Origin of the sequence: Streptomyces sp. 6-11-2 (genome assembly GCF_006540305.1) — a bacterium.
Lineage (GTDB): Bacteria > Actinomycetota > Actinomycetes > Streptomycetales > Streptomycetaceae > Streptomyces.
In genome coordinates this window covers 6790109-6810325 of record NZ_BJOR01000001.1, presented here as the reverse complement: position 1 = coordinate 6810325, position 20217 = coordinate 6790109, and the positions used below count along the sequence as shown (strand labels likewise).

General features: G+C 71.6%; 15 protein-coding genes, 1 pseudogene and 1 riboswitch. Of the genes and pseudogenes, 7 read left to right on the top strand and 9 right to left on the bottom strand.

Annotation, left to right across the window (positions count from 1 at the left end):
• Nucleotides 1-6: 6 nt before the first annotated feature.
• Nucleotides 7-2238 carry a catalase/peroxidase HPI gene (gene katG, locus TNCT6_RS30475; RefSeq protein ID WP_141364108.1) on the bottom strand — a complete coding sequence of 744 codons (2232 nt, stop codon included), beginning with the start codon at nucleotides 2236-2238 and terminating at the stop codon, nucleotides 7-9.
• Nucleotides 2239-2270: 32 nt separating this feature from the next.
• Nucleotides 2271-2708 (bottom strand): Fur family transcriptional regulator, encoded by a 438-nt coding sequence (locus tag TNCT6_RS30470; protein WP_141364106.1) that lies wholly within the window; start codon nucleotides 2706-2708, stop codon nucleotides 2271-2273.
• Nucleotides 2709-3177: 469 nt separating this feature from the next.
• Here TNCT6_RS30470 and TNCT6_RS30465 point away from each other — a divergent pair, with 469 nt between their 5' ends.
• From TNCT6_RS30465 to TNCT6_RS30450, 3 genes and pseudogenes are all read left to right on the top strand, one after another.
• Nucleotides 3178-3951 (top strand): CAP domain-containing protein, encoded by a 774-nt coding sequence (locus TNCT6_RS30465; protein ID WP_141366956.1) that lies wholly within the window; start codon nucleotides 3178-3180, stop codon nucleotides 3949-3951.
• 687 nt (nucleotides 3952-4638) lie between these two features.
• A riboswitch (Fluoride riboswitch) is annotated at nucleotides 4639-4703 on the top strand.
• A 143-nt stretch (nucleotides 4704-4846) separates the two neighbouring features.
• Nucleotides 4847-5347 carry an inorganic diphosphatase gene (locus TNCT6_RS30455; protein ID WP_141364104.1) on the top strand — a complete coding sequence of 167 codons (501 nt, stop codon included), beginning with the start codon at nucleotides 4847-4849 and terminating at the stop codon, nucleotides 5345-5347.
• 46 nt (nucleotides 5348-5393) lie between these two features.
• Nucleotides 5394-5773 (top strand): annotated as a pseudogene (locus TNCT6_RS30450) (phosphopyruvate hydratase); the annotation flags it as partial.
• 596 nt (nucleotides 5774-6369) lie between these two features.
• Here the strand turns inward: TNCT6_RS30450 and TNCT6_RS30435 are convergent.
• Nucleotides 6370-7665, bottom strand: coding sequence for an MFS transporter (locus TNCT6_RS30435; RefSeq protein WP_141364102.1), 1296 nt, complete (start codon nucleotides 7663-7665; stop codon nucleotides 6370-6372).
• Between the two features lie 188 nt (nucleotides 7666-7853).
• On the opposite strand from TNCT6_RS30435, the gene TNCT6_RS30430 reads away from it, so the two are divergent.
• Nucleotides 7854-8738: a LysR family transcriptional regulator gene (locus TNCT6_RS30430; protein WP_141364100.1), complete on the top strand. Its 885-nt coding sequence runs from the start codon at nucleotides 7854-7856 to the stop codon at nucleotides 8736-8738.
• On the opposite strand, the gene TNCT6_RS30425 is transcribed toward TNCT6_RS30430, so the two are convergent.
• From TNCT6_RS30425 to TNCT6_RS30405, 5 genes are all read right to left on the bottom strand, one after another.
• Nucleotides 8710-9864: a PP2C family protein-serine/threonine phosphatase gene (locus TNCT6_RS30425; protein ID WP_172633099.1), complete on the bottom strand. Its 1155-nt coding sequence runs from the start codon at nucleotides 9862-9864 to the stop codon at nucleotides 8710-8712. The genes TNCT6_RS30430 and TNCT6_RS30425 overlap by 29 nt on opposite strands.
• An 81-nt stretch (nucleotides 9865-9945) precedes the next feature.
• A complete protein-coding gene (fumC, locus tag TNCT6_RS30420; RefSeq protein ID WP_141364098.1) occupies nucleotides 9946-11439 on the bottom strand; it encodes a class II fumarate hydratase in 1494 nt (497 codons plus the stop codon).
• The gene (locus TNCT6_RS30415; RefSeq protein ID WP_141364096.1) at nucleotides 11436-13109 is read right to left on the bottom strand and encodes an NAD-dependent malic enzyme; all 1674 of its coding nucleotides are present in this window, start codon (nucleotides 13107-13109) and stop codon (nucleotides 11436-11438) included. The genes fumC and TNCT6_RS30415 overlap by 4 nt, the downstream gene beginning before the upstream one ends.
• A gap of 176 nt (nucleotides 13110-13285) precedes the next feature.
• Nucleotides 13286-14752, bottom strand: coding sequence for an MFS transporter (locus TNCT6_RS30410; RefSeq protein WP_141364094.1), 1467 nt, complete (start codon nucleotides 14750-14752; stop codon nucleotides 13286-13288).
• Between the two features lie 114 nt (nucleotides 14753-14866).
• Nucleotides 14867-15088: a hypothetical protein gene (locus TNCT6_RS30405; protein WP_141364092.1), complete on the bottom strand. Its 222-nt coding sequence runs from the start codon at nucleotides 15086-15088 to the stop codon at nucleotides 14867-14869.
• Between the two features lie 90 nt (nucleotides 15089-15178).
• Here TNCT6_RS30405 and TNCT6_RS30400 point away from each other — a divergent pair, with 90 nt between their 5' ends.
• Nucleotides 15179-15904, top strand: coding sequence for a MerR family transcriptional regulator (locus TNCT6_RS30400; protein ID WP_141364090.1), 726 nt, complete (start codon nucleotides 15179-15181; stop codon nucleotides 15902-15904).
• Between the two features lie 20 nt (nucleotides 15905-15924).
• Here TNCT6_RS30400 and TNCT6_RS30395 read toward each other — a convergent pair whose 3' ends face one another.
• A complete protein-coding gene (locus tag TNCT6_RS30395; protein WP_253266280.1) occupies nucleotides 15925-17178 on the bottom strand; it encodes an MFS transporter in 1254 nt (417 codons plus the stop codon).
• 38 nt (nucleotides 17179-17216) lie between these two features.
• Between TNCT6_RS30395 and TNCT6_RS30390 the strand changes: the two genes are divergently transcribed.
• Nucleotides 17217-17816, top strand: coding sequence for a CGNR zinc finger domain-containing protein (locus TNCT6_RS30390; protein ID WP_141364088.1), 600 nt, complete (start codon nucleotides 17217-17219; stop codon nucleotides 17814-17816).
• A gap of 266 nt (nucleotides 17817-18082) precedes the next feature.
• On the top strand, nucleotides 18083-20170 hold the full coding sequence (locus TNCT6_RS30385; protein WP_141364086.1) for a SpoIIE family protein phosphatase: 2088 nt from the start codon (nucleotides 18083-18085) through the stop codon (nucleotides 20168-20170).
• The last annotated feature ends 47 nt before the right edge of the window (nucleotides 20171-20217 follow it).

Sequence of the window (20217 nt, the reverse complement as noted above, 5' to 3'; positions counted from 1 at the left end):
GCGCGATCAGGCGAGGTCGAACCGGTCGAGGTTCATGACCTTGACCCACGCCGCGACGAAGTCCTCGACGAACTTCTCCTTCGCGTCGTCGCTCGCGTAGACCTCCGCGAGCGCGCGCAGCTCGGAGTTGGACCCGAAGACGAGGTCGGCACGGCTGCCCGTCCACTTGACCTCGCCGGTGGCGGCGTCGCGGCCCTCGAAGGCAGCGGCGTCCTCGAACGTCGCCTTCCACGTCGTGCCCAGGTCGAGCAGGTTGACGAAGAAGTCGTTGGTCAGCACGCCGGGCGTCGCGGTGAGGACACCGAGCTGCGAGCCCTTGTACGTGGCGCCGAGGGCGCGCAGACCACCGACGAGGACCGTCATCTCGGGGGCGCTCAGGGTCAGCAGGTTCGCCCGGTCGAGCAGCAGGTACTCGGCCGGCAGCCGGTTGCCCTTCCCGTAGTGGTTGCGGAAGCCGTCGGCGGTGGGCTCCAGCGCGGCGAAGGACTCCGCGTCGGTCTGCTCCTGCGAGGCGTCCACGCGGCCCGGGGTGAAGGGCACCTCGACGTCGAAGCCGGCCTCCTTGGCGGCCCGCTCGACGGCCGCACCACCGGCGAGCACGATCAGGTCGGCCAGCGAGACCCGCTTGCCGCCGCTCTGGGCGGCGTTGAAGGACTCCTGGACCTGCTCCAGGGTGCGCAGCACCGTCGCCAGCTCGTCGGGGTCGTTGACCTCCCAGCCGCTCTGCGGCTGAAGCCGGATACGTGCGCCGTTGGCACCGCCGCGCTTGTCGCTGCCGCGGAAGGTGGAGGCCGACGCCCACGCGGTGGACACCAGCTGCGGCACGGACAGACCCGAGTCGAGGATCCTGGCCTTGAGCTGGGCGGCGTCCCCGGCGTCGATCTGCTCGTACTCCGCCTCGGGCAGCGGGTCCTGCCACAGCAGCGTCTGCGCCGGAACCTCCGGGCCGAGGTAGCGCACGACCGGACCCATGTCGCGGTGGGTCAGCTTGAACCACGCGCGCGCGAAGGCGTCCGCGAACTCCTCCGGGTTCTCCATGAAGCGGCGCGAGATCGGCTCGTAGGCCGGGTCGACGCGCAGCGAGAGGTCCGTCGTCAGCATCGTGGGCGCGTGCCGCCTGGAGGGGTCGTGGGCGTCGGGGACGGTGTCCGCGCCCGCGCCGCCCTTCGGCCGCCACTGGTAGGCGCCGGCCGGGCTCTTGAACAGCTCCCACTCATAGCCGAACAGGATCTGGAAGAAGCTGTTGTCCCAGGTGGTGGGCGTGTCCGTCCAGATGCCCTCCAGGCCGCTGGTGATCGCGTCGCCGCCCTTGCCGGTACCGTAGGTGCTCCGCCAGCCCAGGCCCTGCTCCTCCATCGAGGCACCCTCGGGGGCGGGGCCGACGTGATCGGCGGGGCCCGCGCCGTGGGTCTTGCCGAAGGTGTGGCCACCCGCGATCAGGGCGACCGTCTCCTCGTCGTTCATCGCCATCCGGCGGAACGTCTCACGGATGTCGCGGGCCGCGGCGATCGGGTCCGGATTGCCGTTCGGGCCCTCGGGGTTGACGTAGATCAGGCCCATCTGGACCGCGCCGAGCGGGTTCTCCAGCTCGCGGTCGCCGGTGTAGCGCTCGTCGCCGAGCCAGGTGGTCTCGGGACCCCAGTAGACGTCCTCCTCGGGCTCCCACACGTCCTCACGGCCGCCCGCGTACCCGAAGGTCTTGAAGCCCATCGACTCCAGGGCGACGTTGCCGGCGAGGATCATGAGGTCGGCCCACGAGAGGTTCCGGCCGTACTTCTTCTTCACCGGCCACAGCAGGCGGCGGGCCTTGTCCAGGTTCCCGTTGTCCGGCCAGCTGTTGAGCGGTGCGAAGCGCTGCTGGCCCGCACCGGCGCCGCCCCGGCCGTCGCTGATCCGGTAGGTGCCGGCGCTGTGCCACGCCATCCGGATCATGAAGGGGCCGTAGTGGTTGAAGTCGGCGGGCCACCAGTCCTGCGAGGTGGTCAGCACCTCGGCCACGTCCCGTTTGACGGCCGGGAGGTCGAGGCTCTTGAACGCCTCGGCGTAGTCGAAGTCCTCGCCGAGGGGGTTGGCCACCGCGGGGTTCTTGGCAAGGATCTTCAGGTTGAGGCGCTCCGGCCACCACTGGCGGTTTCCACCGCCCTGGGTGGGGTGCGCCGCACGACCGTGCGCGACCGGGCAGCCGCCTGTGCCCTCCGTCTTCGCGTCGGTCACGATTGCATCGGGGTTCTCGGACATGGTCTTCCTTCCGGACTGGGCGGATCGCGAGCTCAGGTACTGCCGGAGGTGGAACAGGCGGGGCACAGGCCCCAGTAGTTGACCTCGGCCTCGTGGATCGAGAAGCCGTGGTCCTCGGACGCGGCCAGACAGGGAGCGTCGCCGACGGCGCAGTCGACGTCGGCGACGACACCGCACGAGCGGCACACGACGTGGTGGTGGTTGTCCCCGACGCGCCCCTCGAACCGGGCCGGGCTGCCGGCCGGTTCGATACGGCGCACGAGTCCCGCCGCGGTGAGCGCGCGCAGCGCCTCGTAGACGGCTTGCAGGGAGACGTGACCCACGCGCTCGCGCGTCCCGGAGGCGATCGCCTCGACATCGAGGTGATCACCTGCCCGTACGGTCTCGAGCAGTGCCACCCGCACGGCGGTCACGCGCAGGCCGGCGTCACGAAGCTCCCCGGCTGTGGACTCGGTCCGAGGTCCGGTCATGCGCCGAACCTACGCCGTAAACACGAACGACTCAAGAAAACGAGGGGTGAAGGTCCAGCGTGTCGCCGCGCCCCCTCGCATCACGCGGGACCCGGCGACGCATCACGTGGAACATGGTCACGAAACCGTTATTCCGTGACATCCATCACATCATTCCCGTAACTAAGCGGGCCGCTTAGTAGATGCCGCTCCGGCGACATATGGGATTTGTCCGTCTTCGTGCAGAGCGCGTCATTACGGGCCCGGCGGCACCCCCCTCCCCCGCCACCCTCGCTCGTCCCGCGCCGCCCGGGGCCTTCTGACGGCGTGCCAGGAATCCGGCGGCCACGGTGGCCGGGAGCAGCACGCCTGCATTCGCTTTCGCAAGGGTTTCGCGAAAGTACGAGGTCAAGTAGTAACAAGGGCCCTTTGCGCCCTTTGCGGAGCCGTCCAGAGAATGACGACCCCCCACCCCGAGCGAGGTCACGCAATGGGCACGCACCGCAAGAAGCAGCACTACCGGCGCATAGTCGTCGCCGCCGTCGCCACGGGCGCCGTCGCCATACCTTCCACCGCACTGGCCTGCAACCAGCCGTCCGCCCCCGGAGAGCGCCCCTCCTACGGCGCCGGGAACCAGCAGGGCAACCACGGCTGGAACCGGCAGGGCCACCCGGGCTGGAACCGGCAGGGCAACCCCGTCTCCCCGGTCGGCCCCGTTTCGCCGGAGTCCCCGGCCGAGCCGGCCGCCCCCAGCCAACCGAGTGCGCCGGAGGCCAGTGCGCCCGCCGAGCCGAGTGCGCCGGAGGCCAGTGCGCCCGCCGAGCCGAGTGCGCCGGAGGCCAGTGCGCCCGCCGAACCGAGTGCGTCCAATGACACCAGCACGTCGTCCGGGGCCACGGCTCGCGTCGTGGAACTCGTCAACGCCGAGCGTTCCAAGGTCGGTTGCTCGGCGCTGACCGTGAACGAGAAGCTGACCAAGGCCGCCCAGGCACACAGCGAGGACATGGCGGCCCACCAGAACATGTCGCACACCGGGTCCGACGGCTCCGCCCCGGGCGACCGCATCACGCGCGCCGGCTACAGCTGGCAGACCTACGGCGAGAACGTCGCCTACGGCTACGCCACTCCCGAGCAGGTCATGGCGGGCTGGATGTCCAGCGCCGGCCACAAGGCGAACATCCTCAACTGCTCCTTCAAGGAGATCGGCGTCGGTCTCGCCCAGCCCGGCAACTACTGGACCCAGGAGTTCGGAGCCGCCCGGTGACCTGCGCCGAGACGGCGCGAGCGGCGCTCCCGGCCGCCATGGCCGGTCGGCGTTAGACGCCGCTCTTCCGCCCCCCCTCGGCGGCCACGTCGGCCGACGCGTCACGGCACTCACGCCGGACCGCGCCGGCCGACGGGTCGGGGGTGGTGCCGTCACCACCCGCCGTGTGCGGGGGCCGGTCCCGCGGACACGGTCGACGGGCAGGAACTCCTGCACCTCGGCGGACGCCCCGCAGAAGTTGTTGCCGATCATGCCGCCCGGCGCGCAGTAGGTGTGCGTCGACGGATCGGGACCGAACTGGACGCGGTCACCGACCAGTTGCCGGGTGAGTTCGTCCAGGACAATCCCCCGACCCAAGACCGGCGAGGGGTAGGCCGCCCCCGGCCGCCCGCAGCGGCCTTCCGCGCGCCACGCGGACCGCGATGCGCATCCAGGGGTGGCGGGAACCCGGACCGGCGTGATCGGGAGCATTGTGCGGGGCGGCGCGGCCGATGGCCGGTGGAGGGACGGGCCGCCGATGAAGAGGATCGCCGCCGCCCGGGGTCGGGGCTACGCCATGGAGGGCGCTCGGGAACGCGTGCCCGGCGTGACGCACGGCGTCGCCGACCTGGTCGCGGTGTCGACGAGGCCTGTGCGACGTACGCTGGATGCCGGCCACGGCGATCCGCCGGGCACCCGCAGAACGCGCCGAGCGTCGGTGATGGGGCTCACCGAAACCGCGGCATGACGCCGCTGACGGTCCCTGGTCCAACGGATGTGACCAGGAGGAACGATGCCCACTCCGACCGGCCCTCGCTCCCCGGCCACGGCCCGGTCCGCCCATGCCCGCCCGGCACGTACGGCCGCACGCCCTGGTGCCGCACGGCGAGACGGCTTCCGCCACCAGGAGGACACCATGGAGTTCGACGTGATCGTTGAGATCCCCCAGGGGTCCCGGAACAAGTACGAGATGGACCACGAACTGCACCGCATCCGGCTCGACCGGCTGCTGTTCACCTCCACCCAGTATCCGGCGGACTACGGCTACATCGACGGCACGCTGGGCCGCGACGGCGACCCGCTGGACGCGCTGGTGCTGACCGGCGAGCCGACGTTCCCCGGCTGCACCATCGAGTGCCGGGCGGTGGGCATGTTCGCCATGAAGGACGAACGCGGCCCGGACGAGAAGATCCTCTGCGTCCCCGCGCACGATCCGCGGTACGCGGACGTGCAGGACATCGACGACATCCCCCTCTTCGACCGGCTGGAGATCACCCACTTCTTCGAGGTGTACAAGGACCTGGAACCCGGCAAGTCCGTCGAGGGCTCGCACTGGGAGGGCCGCGAGCAGGCCTACGCGGAGATCGAAGCCTCCCGCGCCCGTGCCGGCGGCGAGCAGGCGCCCGTCCACGGCTGAGGAACGTTCCGGGACCGTTCCCGAAGGATCCGAAGGGAACAAGGCCATGACCTTGCGGATCAGTCGGCTGCACGCCGTGGAGATCCTCGACTCCCGCGCCCGCCCCACCCTCGCCGTCACCCTCACCGCGGGCGACGGGACCCGGGTCCGGGCCGGCGTCCCCTCCGGTGCGTCCACCGGCACCCGGGAGGCCGTCGAACTGCGCGACGGCGACCGGTTCCGATACGGCGGGCAGGGCGTTCTGGGGGCGGTCGGGCACGTCAACGACGAGATCGCCCAGGCCCTGACCGGCCGCGGCTTCGCCTCGGCCGCGACGTCGACCGGGCACTGATCGAACTGGACGGCACCGGCACCAAGTCACGGCTGAGCGCCAACGCCGTCGTCGGTGTCTCCCTCGCCGCCTGGCGCGCCGAGGCCGCCCTGGCAGACATGATGGTTCGTCAAATACCTTCTGTGAAATGCTGCTTGAGCTTCGCTCAGGCGTCGGCGGTTGCCAGGACGATGTCGAAGCGCACCTTCGACCAGGTGCCCCCGATCCTGCGGCCGTCCGGGGTGGCGGTGCCCGGGGCCTGCTGCTCGAAGTCCTTGCCTCGACCGGCACGTGCATCACGACCTCGTCGTGGCGCACGGCGACCGGGATCTCCCGCGCGATCGGGTCGACCAGGGCCGCCTCGCGGTCGGAAGCGATCAGCATGGCCTTCCGCGCCCCCAGCGCCGCGACCTCGCCGGCCACCGCGCCCGCCGCCCCACCCGGTGCGAACACCACTCGCTGCGGCAGCGTCTCGTGAATGAACTCCATGGCACGTTCTCGTCTCTCGAGGGGTCTCACACAGGGCTCCCTCACAGGCTTTCGCACGGGCTCGGCACACGTCACCACCGCGCGGTGAGCATGTCGTCCGGTTCCGTGTCCGAGCCGTGTCGCGGGCCCGTTGCTCGGCGCCGTCCGGGCGGTGGTTGCCGTGTGCCCGGTCGTGGCCGACGGTCCGGAGCCGAGGGGGCCCATGGGCGCTGCCCGGCAGGGTTCATCGCCCGTTCCGTGGAGCGGGCTCGCCGGCCGCGGTGGGTTCCTGGCGGCGACCGCGTACGGCGACGGCGACGAGCAGCGCGAGGACGACGACGGTGAACCACGTCGTCGCGTCGGACAGGCTCATGGTGCGGCTGGCCGCGCCGAGGCCGACGGGAAGCAGTGCCAGACCGAGGTAGGAGGCGAGGAACAGACCGGCGAGGGCCTCGCCGCGCCGAGCCGGCGCCGCCGTGCCGGCCACCTGCCCGACGGCGGACTTGAACAGGACGCCCGCGCCGGCCCCGGCGATGATCCCGGCGAGCAGGAACACGGGCAGGCTGGCGAGGCGGATGCCGACCGTGAGGACGGCCATGCCCACGGCCTGGGCGAGCAGCCCGATGCGCCAACGCGCCCGGGCGCCGAGCCGGCCGGTGCCCGTCTGGGCCGCCGCCGCGGCTGCGAACACCGCGGACACGACCAGTCCGGCGAGCGCCCGGGACGGGTGGTGCAGGGTCCCGCCGACGAATCCGGGGACCACGGAGGTGAACAGGCCGAACACGGCCATGGAGGTGAACCCGGCCGCCGCGGCGGCGAGGAATCCGGGGTCGCCGAGGGCGATCCCGGCTCGCTGCGGGCGGTAGGCCGGCCTGACCGCGGGCTTGTCGACGGTCTCGGGCATCAGCGCTATGGCGGCCGCGCCGGTCAGCAGCAGCACGAAGAAGACCGCGTACGGCAGCCGGAGCGGCGCGCCCAGGTACTGGGCGAGCGCTCCGGCGGCGATGGGTCCGAGGCCGAGTCCGCCGATGTTGGCCGCGGTCGACACGATCTCGAACCGCCGTGCCGAGGCGCCGGGCCGGTGGGCGCTGTGCAGCTCCTGAAGATAGGCGGTGGCGGTCGCCGTCAGTATGCCGACGCCGAGACCGGTGACCAGCCGGGCGACGACCAGTACCGGCAGGGCCGGCGCGGACAGGAACAGGGCGGCGGCGAGCAGTTCCAATGCCAGGGCCGACGTCATGACCTTCTTGCGGCCCAGCCAGTCCGAGACGTGCCCGGCGAGCAGCAGGCTGATCAGCACTCCGACCGCGTAGACGGCGAACACGACCGTGACCGTGAACGTGGAGAACCCGTCATGGGCCTCGTACAGGGGATAAAGCGGTGTGGGAACGGTGGAGAACGCCATCGCGGTCACGAACACCGCGGCGACCGTCCAGAACCCCGCGCCGTACCGGAACACGGTGTCCGGACGCTCGGGCGCCCGGGTCTTCGGGGCGGACGCGCGGTCCGTACGCGGACCCGTGGCCGACGTCGGCGGCATGAGAGCACTCCCGTCCTCGACTGTCTCGACGGTGGATTCCGGTGGCGGTGGAACGGCCTCGGTCCTTCGTTCGCGTCGTTCACCGCCTTCTGATGCCAACGACCCGGCGGATCCTTTTTTTCCCGTTGTGCGGAGATAATCCAAGATGATGGTTATCTGTGCGGGAGATGGCCAAGGGAAGGCCGGCCATGGATCTTCGGGAGATGAAGGTCGTCGTCGCGGTCGCCGAAGAAGGCGGGTTCAGCGCCGCGGCCCGGCGGCTGCACGTCGCGCAGTCAGCGGTCTCCAGCGCGGTCCGCGCCCTGGAACGCGAACTGGGCGCGGCGCTGTTCCACCGCACCACCCACCGGGTGTCGCTGACCCCCGCGGGGCGCGCCTTCCTGCCGGCCGCGCGCGCCGCCCTGCGCGCTGCCGAGGAGGCCAGGGCCGCCGTCGACCTCGCGCAGGGCGAGTTGCACGGGGAGATCACGATCGGTGTGATGCAAGGGCTGCACGGCGGCCTCGCGACGGCACTGGCGGACTTCCACCGGGAGCATCCGGGCGTGGTGGTGCGGCTGCGCCAGGCCCCGGCCGCGGACATCCCGCGGGCGCTGCGCGACGGTGCCGTCGACCTGGCCGTGACCGCTCTGGACACCCCGGTGCCGCGTGGTCTTTCGACCCGGCTGCTGTCACGGGAGGAGATGGTCCTGGTGACGGCGCCGACGCCGGACGGTCTGCCGTCCGAGGGTCCGGTGACCCTGGCCGAGGCCGCCGGGCTGCCGCTGGTGGACTTCTCTCCGGGCTGGGCGGTGCGGCACGAGGTCGACAGGGCCTTCCGGGCGGCGTCCCTGGAACGCACCGTCACGTTCGAGGTGAACGACCTGCTCGCGGCCGCCGATCTCGTCCGTCAGGGCCTCGGTGTGTGCATCATGCCCCCGTCGCTCGCGGCCCGGTTCCCGGAACTCCCGGTCCGCCCCTTCACCGCGCACGCGCCGGCCTGGACCGTCGGAGTCGTCCATCCGCGCGGCGACCTGTCTCCCGCGGTCGCCGCGTTCCTGCGCCACGTCAGACTGCTTCGTGCACCCGATGACTGAGGTGGAGGCCGGTGTGCGGCACGGGCGCGCGCCGGATGGCGAGGATGGCGGCGTCGTCACCGAGAGCCCCGTCGGTGTGGGCGAGAAGATCCTGTTCCACGCGCTGCACCAGTGTCCTGGGTCCGCACTTGGTCCACTGCGCGACCCGTTCCCGCAGCGGGTAGAAGACCCGGCCGCGGTCGCGGGCCTCCACGACGCCGTCGGTGTAGAGGAGCAGGGTGTCACCGGGGTGGAACGAGAAGGCATGCGTGTCGTAGGCGTCCGGCCGGAGTCCCGACATGCCCAGCGGAGGCGCCGGGCGGGGACTCGTCACGGAGATGACGTCACCGTGCCTGATCAGGAAAGGCGGCGGGTGCCCGCAGTGGACGACCCGTGCCACGGGGCTGTGCTCGGGGATCTCCAGCAGCAGCGCCGTGATGAAGTGCTCCTGGGCCTCCCCGTCCGCTTCCGGGAATTCGGTGAGGTAGCGGCAGACGCTGCGGTCCAGGGCCTCCGCGAGGGCGGGCAGCGTGGCGTGGTGGTGCGCGGCCTCCCGGAACGAGCCGAGCAGCGTGGCCGCCTCCCCGATCGCGGCCAGCCCCTTTCCCCGCACGTCGCCGACGATCACCCGTGTACGGTCTCCGGTGCGCGTCACCGCGTACAGGTCGCCGCCGATGCACGCCTCCTTCTCGGCCGCCAGGTACGAGGAGGCGATGTGCAGGTCGCCGAGGTGGTCGGGCAGCGGGCGCAGCAAAGCTCTCTGGGCGGCCTCGGACACGGACCGCACCTGGGCCAGCTCCGCCTTCTGCCGGTCCCGGAAGAAGCACACCACCATGGCGAAGACCGAGAGGATCGCGAGCGCGACGAGCTGCGAGATGTGGTTGGTGCTGCCCACTCCGCCCTGGACCACCGCGATGATCACCTCCGCTCCCACCGCCAGCGCCCCGATCAGTCCGGTCAGCAGGTAACCGCCGAACGAGGTGGTGATGGCGGGGGCCACGACGAGCAGCGGGCCGAGGTGGACGGATTCCGGCGAGTGGATGTCCCCCAGGGTGATCGCGACGATCAGCACCAGTGGAATCGCCACCAGCGCGTGGCGCGAGCGCCACAGCTGCCGCGGCCGGTCGAGGCGCTGCCGTATGTGCATGGTTCCAATGTGCCCCAGCCGAGCGAAACCTGGCCCGGCGATCTCCCGTCCGGCGGGCGGGTCCGAAGCGTGACGGCGTGTTCACCCGTGCCGCCCGGCCGCGCCGACCATGGCGGCCGGGTCGACGACGCGGTCGAATTCCTCGGCGGTGACGTAGCCGGAGGCCAGTGCGGCCTCGCGCAGGGTGGTGCCCTCGTCGTCGGCTCTGTGGGCGATGGCCGAGGCCTTGTCGTAGCCGATGACCGGTGAGAGCGCGGTGACGAGCATCAGTGACCGGTCGACGTACCTGTCGATCTGGTCGCGGTTGAGCCGCGTGCCCTCGACGCAGTACTGGCGCAGCTTGGTGCAGGCGTCGGCGAGGATGGTGGCCGCGTGCAGGAAGTTGTTGATGACGACCGGGCGCATGGCGTTGAGCTCGAAGTTGCCCTGTGAGCCGGCGAAGGCGACGGCGGTGTCCTCGGCCAGCACCTGGATGCAGACCATGACCATCGCCTCGCACTGGGTCGGATTGACCTTGCCCGGCATGATCGAGGAGCCCGGCTCGTTCGCCGGGAGGCTCAGTTCCGCCAGGCCGCAGCGGGGTCCGGAGGCCAGCCAGCGGATATCGTTGGCGATCTTCATCAACGGCACGGCCAGCGCCCTCAGCCCGGCCGAGGCGCCGACCATGGCGTCCAGACCGCCTTGGGCCGCGAACTTGTTCTCGGCCGTGGTGAACGGGAGGCCGGTCGCGGAGGCGATCTCGGCGGCGACCCGCTCGCCGAATCCGGGCGGGGCGTTGAGCCCGGTCCCGACCGCGGTGCCGCCCATGGCCAGCTCGTACAGCCCCTCCGCGGATCCGGTGAGCCGGCCGGCCGCCTGCTCGAGCTGGTGGGCGTAGCCGGACCACTCCTGTCCGGCGGTGAGCGGCACGGCGTCCTCCAGATGGGTGCGGCCGGTCTTGACCACGTCGTGCCACTGCTCGGCCTTGGCCTCGATCGCCTGCCGGAGTTCCCGCACGCTGGGCAGCAGGCGCTCGCGGACGGCCTTGATCGCGGCGATGTGCATGGCGGTGGGGAAGGTGTCGTTGGAGGACTGCCCCATGTTGACGTGGTCGTTGGGGTGGACGGGTGTCTTGCTGCCCAGTTCGCCGCCGACGAGTTGGATGGCGCGGTTGCCGATCACCTCGTTGGTGTTCATGTTGGACTGCGTCCCCGACCCGGTCTGCCACACGTACAGCGGGAAGTGGTCGTCGAGTTCGCCGGCGATGACCTCGTCCGCCACCTTCTCGATCAGGCGGGCCTTCCAGGCCGGCAGCCGTCCGGCCCGCCCGTTGACGATCGCGGCGGCCTTCTTGACGTAGCCGTAGGCGTGGTAGACGGCCTTGGGCATCCGGTCGTCCCCGATGGAGAAGTGGATCAGCGAGCGCTGGGTCTGCGCACCCCAGTAGCGGTCGGCCGGGACGTCGACGGCGCCCATCGAGTCGGTCTCCCGCCGAGTGCCGGTCGCGTGCAGTCCGACGGGTATGTCGCGGATCTTCGGGGCGGGGTCGTCCCGGGCGTCGCCGTCCGGGGTCGCGCCGGCGCCGGGCGGTGTCATGAATCCGCTCCGCCCGCGTAGACGGGCTGCCACATGGCGTGGCGGACCGCCCGGTCGGGGTCGGCGGGCTGGTGGGCGGCGACGCCCTCGCCGACGGCCGCGCGGACCACGGCCGCCGCGGTGAGCGCCGACGACTCGCGCAGGTTCTCCACCGGCGGGAGCAGCGAGGCTCCGGGCGCGGAGACGTCGACCTGGTCGGCCACCGCCTGCGCCGCCGCGAGCAGCATGCCGGCGGTCACGTGCGAAGCGCGGGAGACGATCGTGCCCAGACCCAGGCCGGGATACAGCAGCGCGTTGTTGGCCTGGGCGATCCGGTAGGTCACTCCGCCGTAGTCCACGGGCGCGGCGGGGATGCCGACGGCGACCAGGGCCTTGCCCTTGGACCAGGCGATGACGTCGGCGGGCACGGCCTCGATGCGCGACGTGGGGTTGGAGATCGGGAAGATGACCGGCCGCTCGGTGCCGGCGGCCATGGCCTCGACGACCTCGCGGGTGAACGCCCCGTGCACGGTGGAGGTGCCCAGCAGGATGGTCGGTTCGACCCGGCGCACGGTCTCCAGCAGGGAGATCGCGCCGCCGTCACCCGCCCAGCCCGCGACCTCCGCCGGATCGCGCGCGTACGGCCGCTGGTAGTCGCGCAGATCGGCCATGTCACGGGTGAGCAGGCCCTGTTTGTCGATCAGCCACACCTGTGCGGTGGCCTGCTCGCGGCTCGCGCCGTCACGGATCATGGCGTCGCGCAACTGGTCGGCGATACCGACACCGGCGGTGCCGGCACCGAAGACCACGAGCTTCTGCTCACGCATCGGCACACCGCTGACCTTGACGGCCGACAGCGCCGCGGCCAGGGTGATCGCCCCGGTGCCCTGCATGTCGTCGTTGAAGATCCGGTAGGTGCCGCCGTAGGCCTCCAGGATCCGCCGGGCGTTGCTGGGGCCGAAGTCCTCGAAGTGCAGCAGCGCGCCGGGGAACATCGACGACGCGGTCCGCAGGTACCTCTCGATGAACGCGTCGTAGCCGGCGCCGCGCACCCTGTGGTGCCGGTTGCCCAGGTACAGCGGGTCGTCCAGCAGGGACGCCCGGTCCGTGCCCACGTCCAGCGACACGGGGATGACGCGGCGCGGGTCGATGCCGGCGGCCGCCGTGTACACGGCCAGCTTGCCGACCGAGATCTGGATGCCGCCCACGCCCCAGTCGCCGATGCCCAGGATCTCCTCCGCGTCCGTGCACACGATCAGGTCCACGTCCTCGGGCCCGAGCCGAAGCGTGGCGAAGGCCTTCTCGATGTCCTCCGGGCGGTCGACGGACAGGAAGACACCCCGGGGGCGGCGGTACTCGTGGGAGTACTTCTCGATCGCCTCGCCGACCGTGGGGTCGTACACGATGGGCAACAGATCCACCAGGTGATCGGTGAGCACCCGGTAGTACAGGGTCTCGTTGCGGTCGTGGAGCTGCTCCAGGAACACGTTCTTGGCCAAGTCGCCGCCCTGGGCCTGCAACTGGTCGTAGGCGCGCCGCGCCTGCTGCTCGAGTGTCAGCACCCCCGACGGCAGCCGCCCGGTCAGGCCCAGCTCGTCCCGCTCCGCCTGGGTGAACGCCACCCCGTGGTTCAGCAGCGGATCCGCCAGGGCGCTCGGAGGGGCGGAAGTCCGCACGGTGCTCTTGGTCATGATGCTTTCCCCATGTGCGTAACGGTGCGCGCGGCTCGGCGGCCCCGCACCGGGACAGTCACCCGCCGGTACTTCCACCGTGCGCACACAGCGCCCCACGGCGCTCGTCGATCTTGAGCGGGTCTCCCCTGCGGACGCCCGTTGAGCACGCCAAGTCCGGTGAGCAGCGCTTGAGTTCACGCTCCGGTGGGGCTCGGAGTCCGCTCGCTCTCCCGTTCCTCGGCGGCGGGGGTCCTCTTCGCCGTCACCGCCCGGGGGATGGCCAGAGCGCACAGTGCGCCGACGAGCACCACGGCGACGCCGATCCAGATCGCCGGGCGCATGCCGTCGACGAAGTCCTGGGCGCTGCGGGGGCTGCCGTAGTGGACGAAGACGCTGCCCAGTACAGCGATGCCGAGGGCGCCCCCGATCTCGCGGACGGTGTTGTTGGCTCCGGAGGCCTTGCCCCGGTGGCGCGCGTCCACCGAGCCGAGTACGACCGCCGCCGTCGGCGCGAAGACCAGGCCCATCCCCGTACCCGCGATGATCATGGCGCCGACGACGTGCGAGTAGGGAGTGTCGGCGGTGGCGACCAGGTCGATCCAGGCCAGTCCGACGCCCTGGAGAAGCAGACCGAGGGCCATCAGCCGGCCGCCGCCCGCCCTGTCGGTCAGGGCGCCCGCCACCGGTGCGACGAACATCGGCATCAGGGTCCAGGCCAGGGTCAGCACACCGGCCTCCAGCGGGGTGCGCACGGGTGCGATCTGGAAGAACTGGGCGAGCAGGAAGATCGAGCCGAAGACGCCGAAGTACATGGCCGCAGAGACGATGTTGGAGAACACGAAGGCGCGGTCGCGGTAGAAGGACAGCGGCAGCAGCGGGTGTTCGGCACGCCGCTCCCACAGCACGAACAGGGCCAGGAGCATTGCGCCGCCGATGAACGCCGACAGAATCCTGGCCGAACTCCACCCCTCCGGCTCGCCGTTGACGATCCCCCAGACGATCGCGACCAGTCCGGCGGTGGCGAGCAGCATGCCGGGCAGGTCCAGCCGGGTTCGGGGCAGCGAGCTCTCGCCGAGGACCACGAGCGCCAGCGGGACGGCGACCACGCAGACCGGGACGTTGATCCAGAAGATCCACTGCCAGTCCAGGCCGTCGACGACCGCGCCGCCGACCACGGGCCCGAGCGCCACCGCCAGACCGCTGACCGCCGACCACAGTCCGAGCGCCAGGTTGCGCTTGCGCTCCGGCACCTCCTCGGCCAGCAGCGTCAGCGACAGTGGCATCACCGCGGCTGCGCCGAGGCCCTGAAGAGCGCGCATGACGATGAGTCGGCCGCTGCTGTCGGCGAGGCCGCAGCCCATCGAGGCGAGGGTGAACAGCGCGATACCGGTCACGAACACCCGACGCCGGCCGAACCGGTCGCCCAGCGCGGCGCCGGTCAGCAGCAGGCAGGCGAAGCTGAGGACGTAGGCGTTGACGAACCACTGCAGTTGGGTCGTGGTCGCGCCGAGGTCGACGGCCATGGTGCGCAGCGCCGTGGAGACGACCAGGTTGTCGAGCGCCACCATGAACATGGGCAGGCCGGAGGCGAGGACGACGAACGCCAGTGGATATCGGCGGCGCCCAGTCGAGTTCCCCACCGGAATATTGAGCGTGCTCATGACAAATCCTCCATGGTGCGGGACGACGAGAACAGATGACGAGAACAGATGACGAAAGCGGGGCGGCGCGCGGGCAACGACGGCGCACCTCGGCGCGCGGCGACCCGGGTACGGTCAGGCCGCGCGACCCTCGGCGTCCAGGCGCGCCTTCTCGGCCAGCCGGCGCTCGGCCCAGGTGTACAGGCCGTTACGGTCTTCCCAGGCGGCGAGCGCGAAGAACCAGGGAGACAACCGCGGCACGTCCGACAGCAACTTCGGCTCGAAGCGGGATGCCATGACGATGACGCGGGAGTGCGGGGGAACAGGACGAGGAGTGAACCACCCGAGAGCAGGCACAACGGCGCCCACCTTCCAGAAGAAGACCTTCGGCAAGGATAATAGATAGTAGCGCGATCCGTTATCCGTTATTTGTAAGTGAGTGGCTCGATGAAGATCTCGGAACTCAGCCGACGCAGTGGGGTGCCCATCCCCACGATCAAGTACTACCTGCGGGACGGGCTGCTGCCCCCGGGGCACGCGACGGCAGCCAACCAGGCCGTCTACGACGAGGACCACCTGCGCCGGCTCCGGCTGATCCGCACCCTCATCAGCGTGCGGCAGCTGTCGGTCGGCGCGACGAAGGAGATCCTCTCCGCGGTCACGCACGAGGGCGACCTGCATCAGATCCTGGGCATCGTGATCAACGCCCGCCCCGCCGACCTCAAGGCCAAGGAGAAGCAGTCGCAGGAGGCCACACCTCCCGGCGCCGCCGACGCGCTCCGACTGGTGGCGGAGATGGGGTGGGACGTGAACGAGGAAACGTCCGCGATCGGGGAGTTGGGCGGCATCCTGGACGCCCTCGCCGACCTCGGCGCGGGCATCGACTGGCGGACGCTGCTGCCCTACGCCGAACTCGTCGACAAAATGTCGACGTTGGACCTGGAACAGCTCAACGGCATGTCCGGCCCGCTGGAGCGGGCCGAGCGCGCCGTGGTGGTGTCCGTCCTCCTGGAGCCCGCCCTGCTCGCCATGCGCCGCCTCGCCCAGGAGGACAAGTCCGGGCGCATGTTCCCGGCGGCCGCGGCCGGTCAGGAGGAGCACACGGGGCCGGAGCGGGGCGACCGGAAGAAGACGGCTCCGGAGCAGAGAGAGGGTGGAGCGGAGTCGGACTGACGAGCGTCGGCCGAGTTCGCTCAGGAGTGGGGCCCGGCCCGGCCCGCGGACGGGGCGACCTTCGTCGACGGGACGGCGAAGAAGACCAGCGCCGCGAGGGCCGCCACGGTCGCCGCGAGCGCCGAAGCACCTGGGAGGGACCAGTTCGCGGCCGGTCCGGCGACCGCCGCTCCCAGGGCGAATCCGGTGATCTTCAGGCTGGCGCCGGTGGTGAAGATCTGGCCGCGCAGGTGTTCTGGGGCCTCCCGGTGGCGGACCGCGAACAAGGCGGCCAGCTGGGGTCCTTCACCTGCTCCGAGGATGAGGACGGCCACGACGAGCACGGCCGGTCGTCCCGACACGCACAGGGCCAACGCGGCGGCCTGGACGAGCGCACCGGCCCAGATGACGGTGTCGGGGGCGATCGAGCGCGGGAACCGGGCGAGGACCGCGTTGGCCACCAGGGCGGAGATCGCCGCGCAGGAGAGCAGCACCGCGCCACGGCCGGCTCCGCCCAGGGCACGTTCGCCCAGGAGCGGGAGGCAGGCCGTCAGCATGCCCTGGGCGACACAGGTGACGATCGAGGTGAGGGTCGCTCGGGCCAACGGCGGTCTTCCGACGATGACCCGCGTTCCGGCGGCGAGGTCGCCGATCACCGAGGCGGCCCGAGCGTCCCGCGTCCGACCGGGGCGCGCATCCCGCGTCCCACCGAGGCCAGCGCCCCGCGTCCCACCGAGGCCAGCGGGCAGCAGCCACGCGGCGGGCAGTGCCGAGACGATGAGCGCCGCGGCGACCACCACCGCCGACGGGGCTCCCAGCGCCTCCGCCACGACGCCCGCGAGTGCCGGACCCGCCAGGCTCGCCGCGCTGAACGTCATGGCGTCGAGCGCGATCGCCCGGGGCAGGCGGTCGCCGGGCACCGCCCGAGGAAGCTGGGCGGTCCAACCACCCGACAGGGCCGGCCCCAGCAGCCCCGTCACCACGGCGATCAGGACGGTGGCGGCGAACGGCAACCGGTCGAGCCCCACAACGATCAGACCCAGGCCCGCCGCGTACAGGACGAGGGCTGCGGCCACCAGGCGGCCCGGCCGTCCGGCCCTGTCGAGGAGCACCCCGAGCACCGGCCCTCCTGCCGCGGCGGAGACCGTGACACCCGCGAGCAGCGACGACGCGTCAGCGGTCGACCCGGCCAGGGCGAATCCCGCCAGCATCAGCGCCGGTCCCGACATCTCGTCCCCGGCACGGGCCGCGACCGCTCCGGCGAGATAGAAACCCATCGAGTAACGCTTCTTCACCGACGTGACGTTACGGAGGTAACTCAAAACTCAGCAATATGCGTTACATTGCACGGGTGTCCCCCGCCCTCGACACCCCCGGCGACTGGTCGACTCGGCACTCCGTGCTGACCACGGCTCGTCGAACCGCCGCCCTGCTCAACGCCCTCGCCGAAGAATCCCCCGACCCGGCCGACGTCGCCGACGTGCTCCGCGCCTACGGTGAGGCGGAGCCCGTCGATCTCACCGCCGGGGATGTCCGCGGCATGCGCGTGGCTGCCGGCCGGCTGCGGGAGGTCTTCGCCGCCGAGCACGCCGACGGCGCCGCCGCCGTCCTCAACCGCCTCCTGCGGGAACACACCGGACCGCTCCGCCTGACCTCGCACGGCGGCGGCACCCCCTGGCACCCCCACCTCGACCACGACGACGACGCCCCCTGGGACGAGTGGCTCCTCGCCTCGTCCTGCATGGCCCTGACCGTCCTGCTCTGGGACCGTCAGCGCCCGCCCGGCAGGATCTGTGCCTCTCCCAGCTGCCGGAACGTCTTCGTCACCCAGGGCAGCGGCCCCGAACGCCGCTACTGCTCCCGGCGGTGCGCCACCCGCGAACGGGTCGCGGCCCACCGGCGCTCCCGCTCCGTCGAGCGGCCGGGCGACTGAGCGGGGCCCGTCGTGGCGTGTCCGGCAGCAGCGCGTTGTGCGCGTCGGCGATGTTGGCCGGCCGTATGTGCGCGACGGGGTGCCGACCGGTTCCGCCCTGGTCAGCGGCCTGATGGCGAGGAGTCCGGGGGGCGTGTGGCGGTCGCGGAACCGCGTCGCGGGAAGCTGCGGGGCAACTGGTCCGGAGGGATGATGGGTGGTGACGGGTCGGGACGAGCCGGACCAGCACGAGAGCCCCCGCCGCGGTGGGCGGAAGGAGTGGTGGCATGGGTGTGGCCGAATCCGTCCGGGCCGGCCTCGGACCCGTCGGGGGCTTTCCCTCACTGCCGGGCGCGCTCCTGGAGGTCCTGAATCTCGCCGCGGTGGTCCTGGACGAGGACGGGAAGATCGCCTGGTGGAGCCCGCAGGCACGGCAGTTGTTCGGCTACACCGAGGATGAGGCCCTGGGCCGGTCCGCGCGCCGGCTGCTGGTCGACGAGAAGCACCTGGGACAGGTGACGGGCGTGTTCGCCCGGGTGAAGGCTCAGGAGGGGGCGGCGGGGGTCTTCCCCGCCCGGCACAAGGACGGCAGCACGCGGCTGATGGAGTGCCACAGCGTGCGGCTCCAGGGGGAGCACGGAGGACAGTGCCTGCTGGGCGTGATCACCGAGCACGAGGTTCTGCAACGCGTGCAGCGGGATCTCGCCCTCTCCGCGCAGCTGATCTCCCAGTCCCCGATCGGGCTGGCGGTCCTGGACGCCGATCTGCGGTACATCGTGGTCAATCCGGCGCTGGAGCGCATCAACGGAGTGCCCGCTCGGGACCATGTCGGCCGGACCGTCCGTCAGGTCCTCACCTTCCTGGACGTGGACCCCATCGAGTCCGCCATGCGGCAGGTTCTGACCACCGGCACACCGGTGCTGGCCCAGGTCATCGTCACCCCCACCCCTTCCGACCCCGGCCGCGACCACTCGTGGTCGGTCTCGTACTACCGGATGGAGGACGCCGCCGGGCGAGTGCTGGGCCTGGCCGTGTCGCTGGTGGACATCACCGAGCAGCATCTCGCGGCCACCGAGGCCATCGCAGCGAGGCAGCGCCTGGCCCGTATCGCCGATGCCTCCGCGCGCATCGGCACCACCCTCGATCTGGACACCACGGCCGGAGAGCTGGCCGAGATGTGCGTGCCGTCCCTGGCGGACCTGGCCGCGGTCGATGTGCTCGACGCCGTTCTGGAGGGCGAACGCCCCGACATGGCGCTCTCGGGCCCCGGCGTCCTCTTCCGTGCGCTCTCGGTGGCCGCGGCCTATCCCACACCCGCCACCGGCGCCGCCGACCGCGCCGGCGAGATCGCCCGTTACGGCCCCGACCGCCTGGTCACCCAGTGCGCGGTCTCCGGGCGCCCCCTCCTGGTCCCCCACGTGGACAGCACGGACCTGGCCCGCATCGCCGCCCACCAGGACGCGGCCACGGTTCTGGCCCGCGCCGGGGTGCACTCCTACCTGGCGGTGCCCATGACCGTGCGCGGCCGGGTACTCGGCGTGCTGGACCTGGCGCGTGCCCGCAACCCCGTCCCCTTCGACGGCGACGACGTCCTGCTGGCCGTGGAACTGGCCGCCCGCGCCGCCGTGTGCATCGACCACGCCCTGTGGTACCAGCAGCAGCGGCAGACCGCCGAGACCCTCCAACGCAGCCTGCTGCCCCTTCGACCACCCCACCGGCCCGGCCTGGAGATCGCCTGCCGCTACCAGGCCGCCGGAGCCGCCTGCGAAGTCGGCGGCGACTGGTACGACGTCGTCCCGCTGCCCGGCGGAAAGACCGCCCTGGTCATCGGCGACGTCATGGGGAGCGGCATCAACGCCGCCGCCACCATGGGCCAACTGCGCACCGCCACCCGCACCCTGGCCACGCTCGACCTCGACCCCGCCGCCGTCCTGCAGCATCTGGACCACATCACCGCAGACCTCAACCACCGCTTCGCCACCTGCATCTACGCCGTGCACGACCCACACCGGTCCAGCTGCCGCCTCTCCTCCGCCGGCCACCTGCCACCGGTCCTGGTCCGCCCGGACCGCGGGACCTCCACCCTGCTGAACCTGCCCACCGGCGCGCCCCTCGGGGTCGGGGGCGTCCCCTTCAAATCCACCTGCGTCGCGCTGTCCCCCGGCGACCGGCTGGCGCTCTACACCGACGGCCTGGTCGAGGTCCGCGACCAGGCTCTCGACACCCGGCTGGAGACGCTGCTCGACCTGCTGGCCGGCCCCCAGCCCCCTCTGGAGGACACCTGCGACCTGCTGCTGAACGCCCTGCGCCACCCCGAGGCCCACGACGACGTCGCCCTGCTGATGGCCCGAGCCCGCCACACCTCCCGCCGCTGAGCCCCACCGAGCTCGCGGGCGTCAGGACGGCACGGCCACCGGATGTT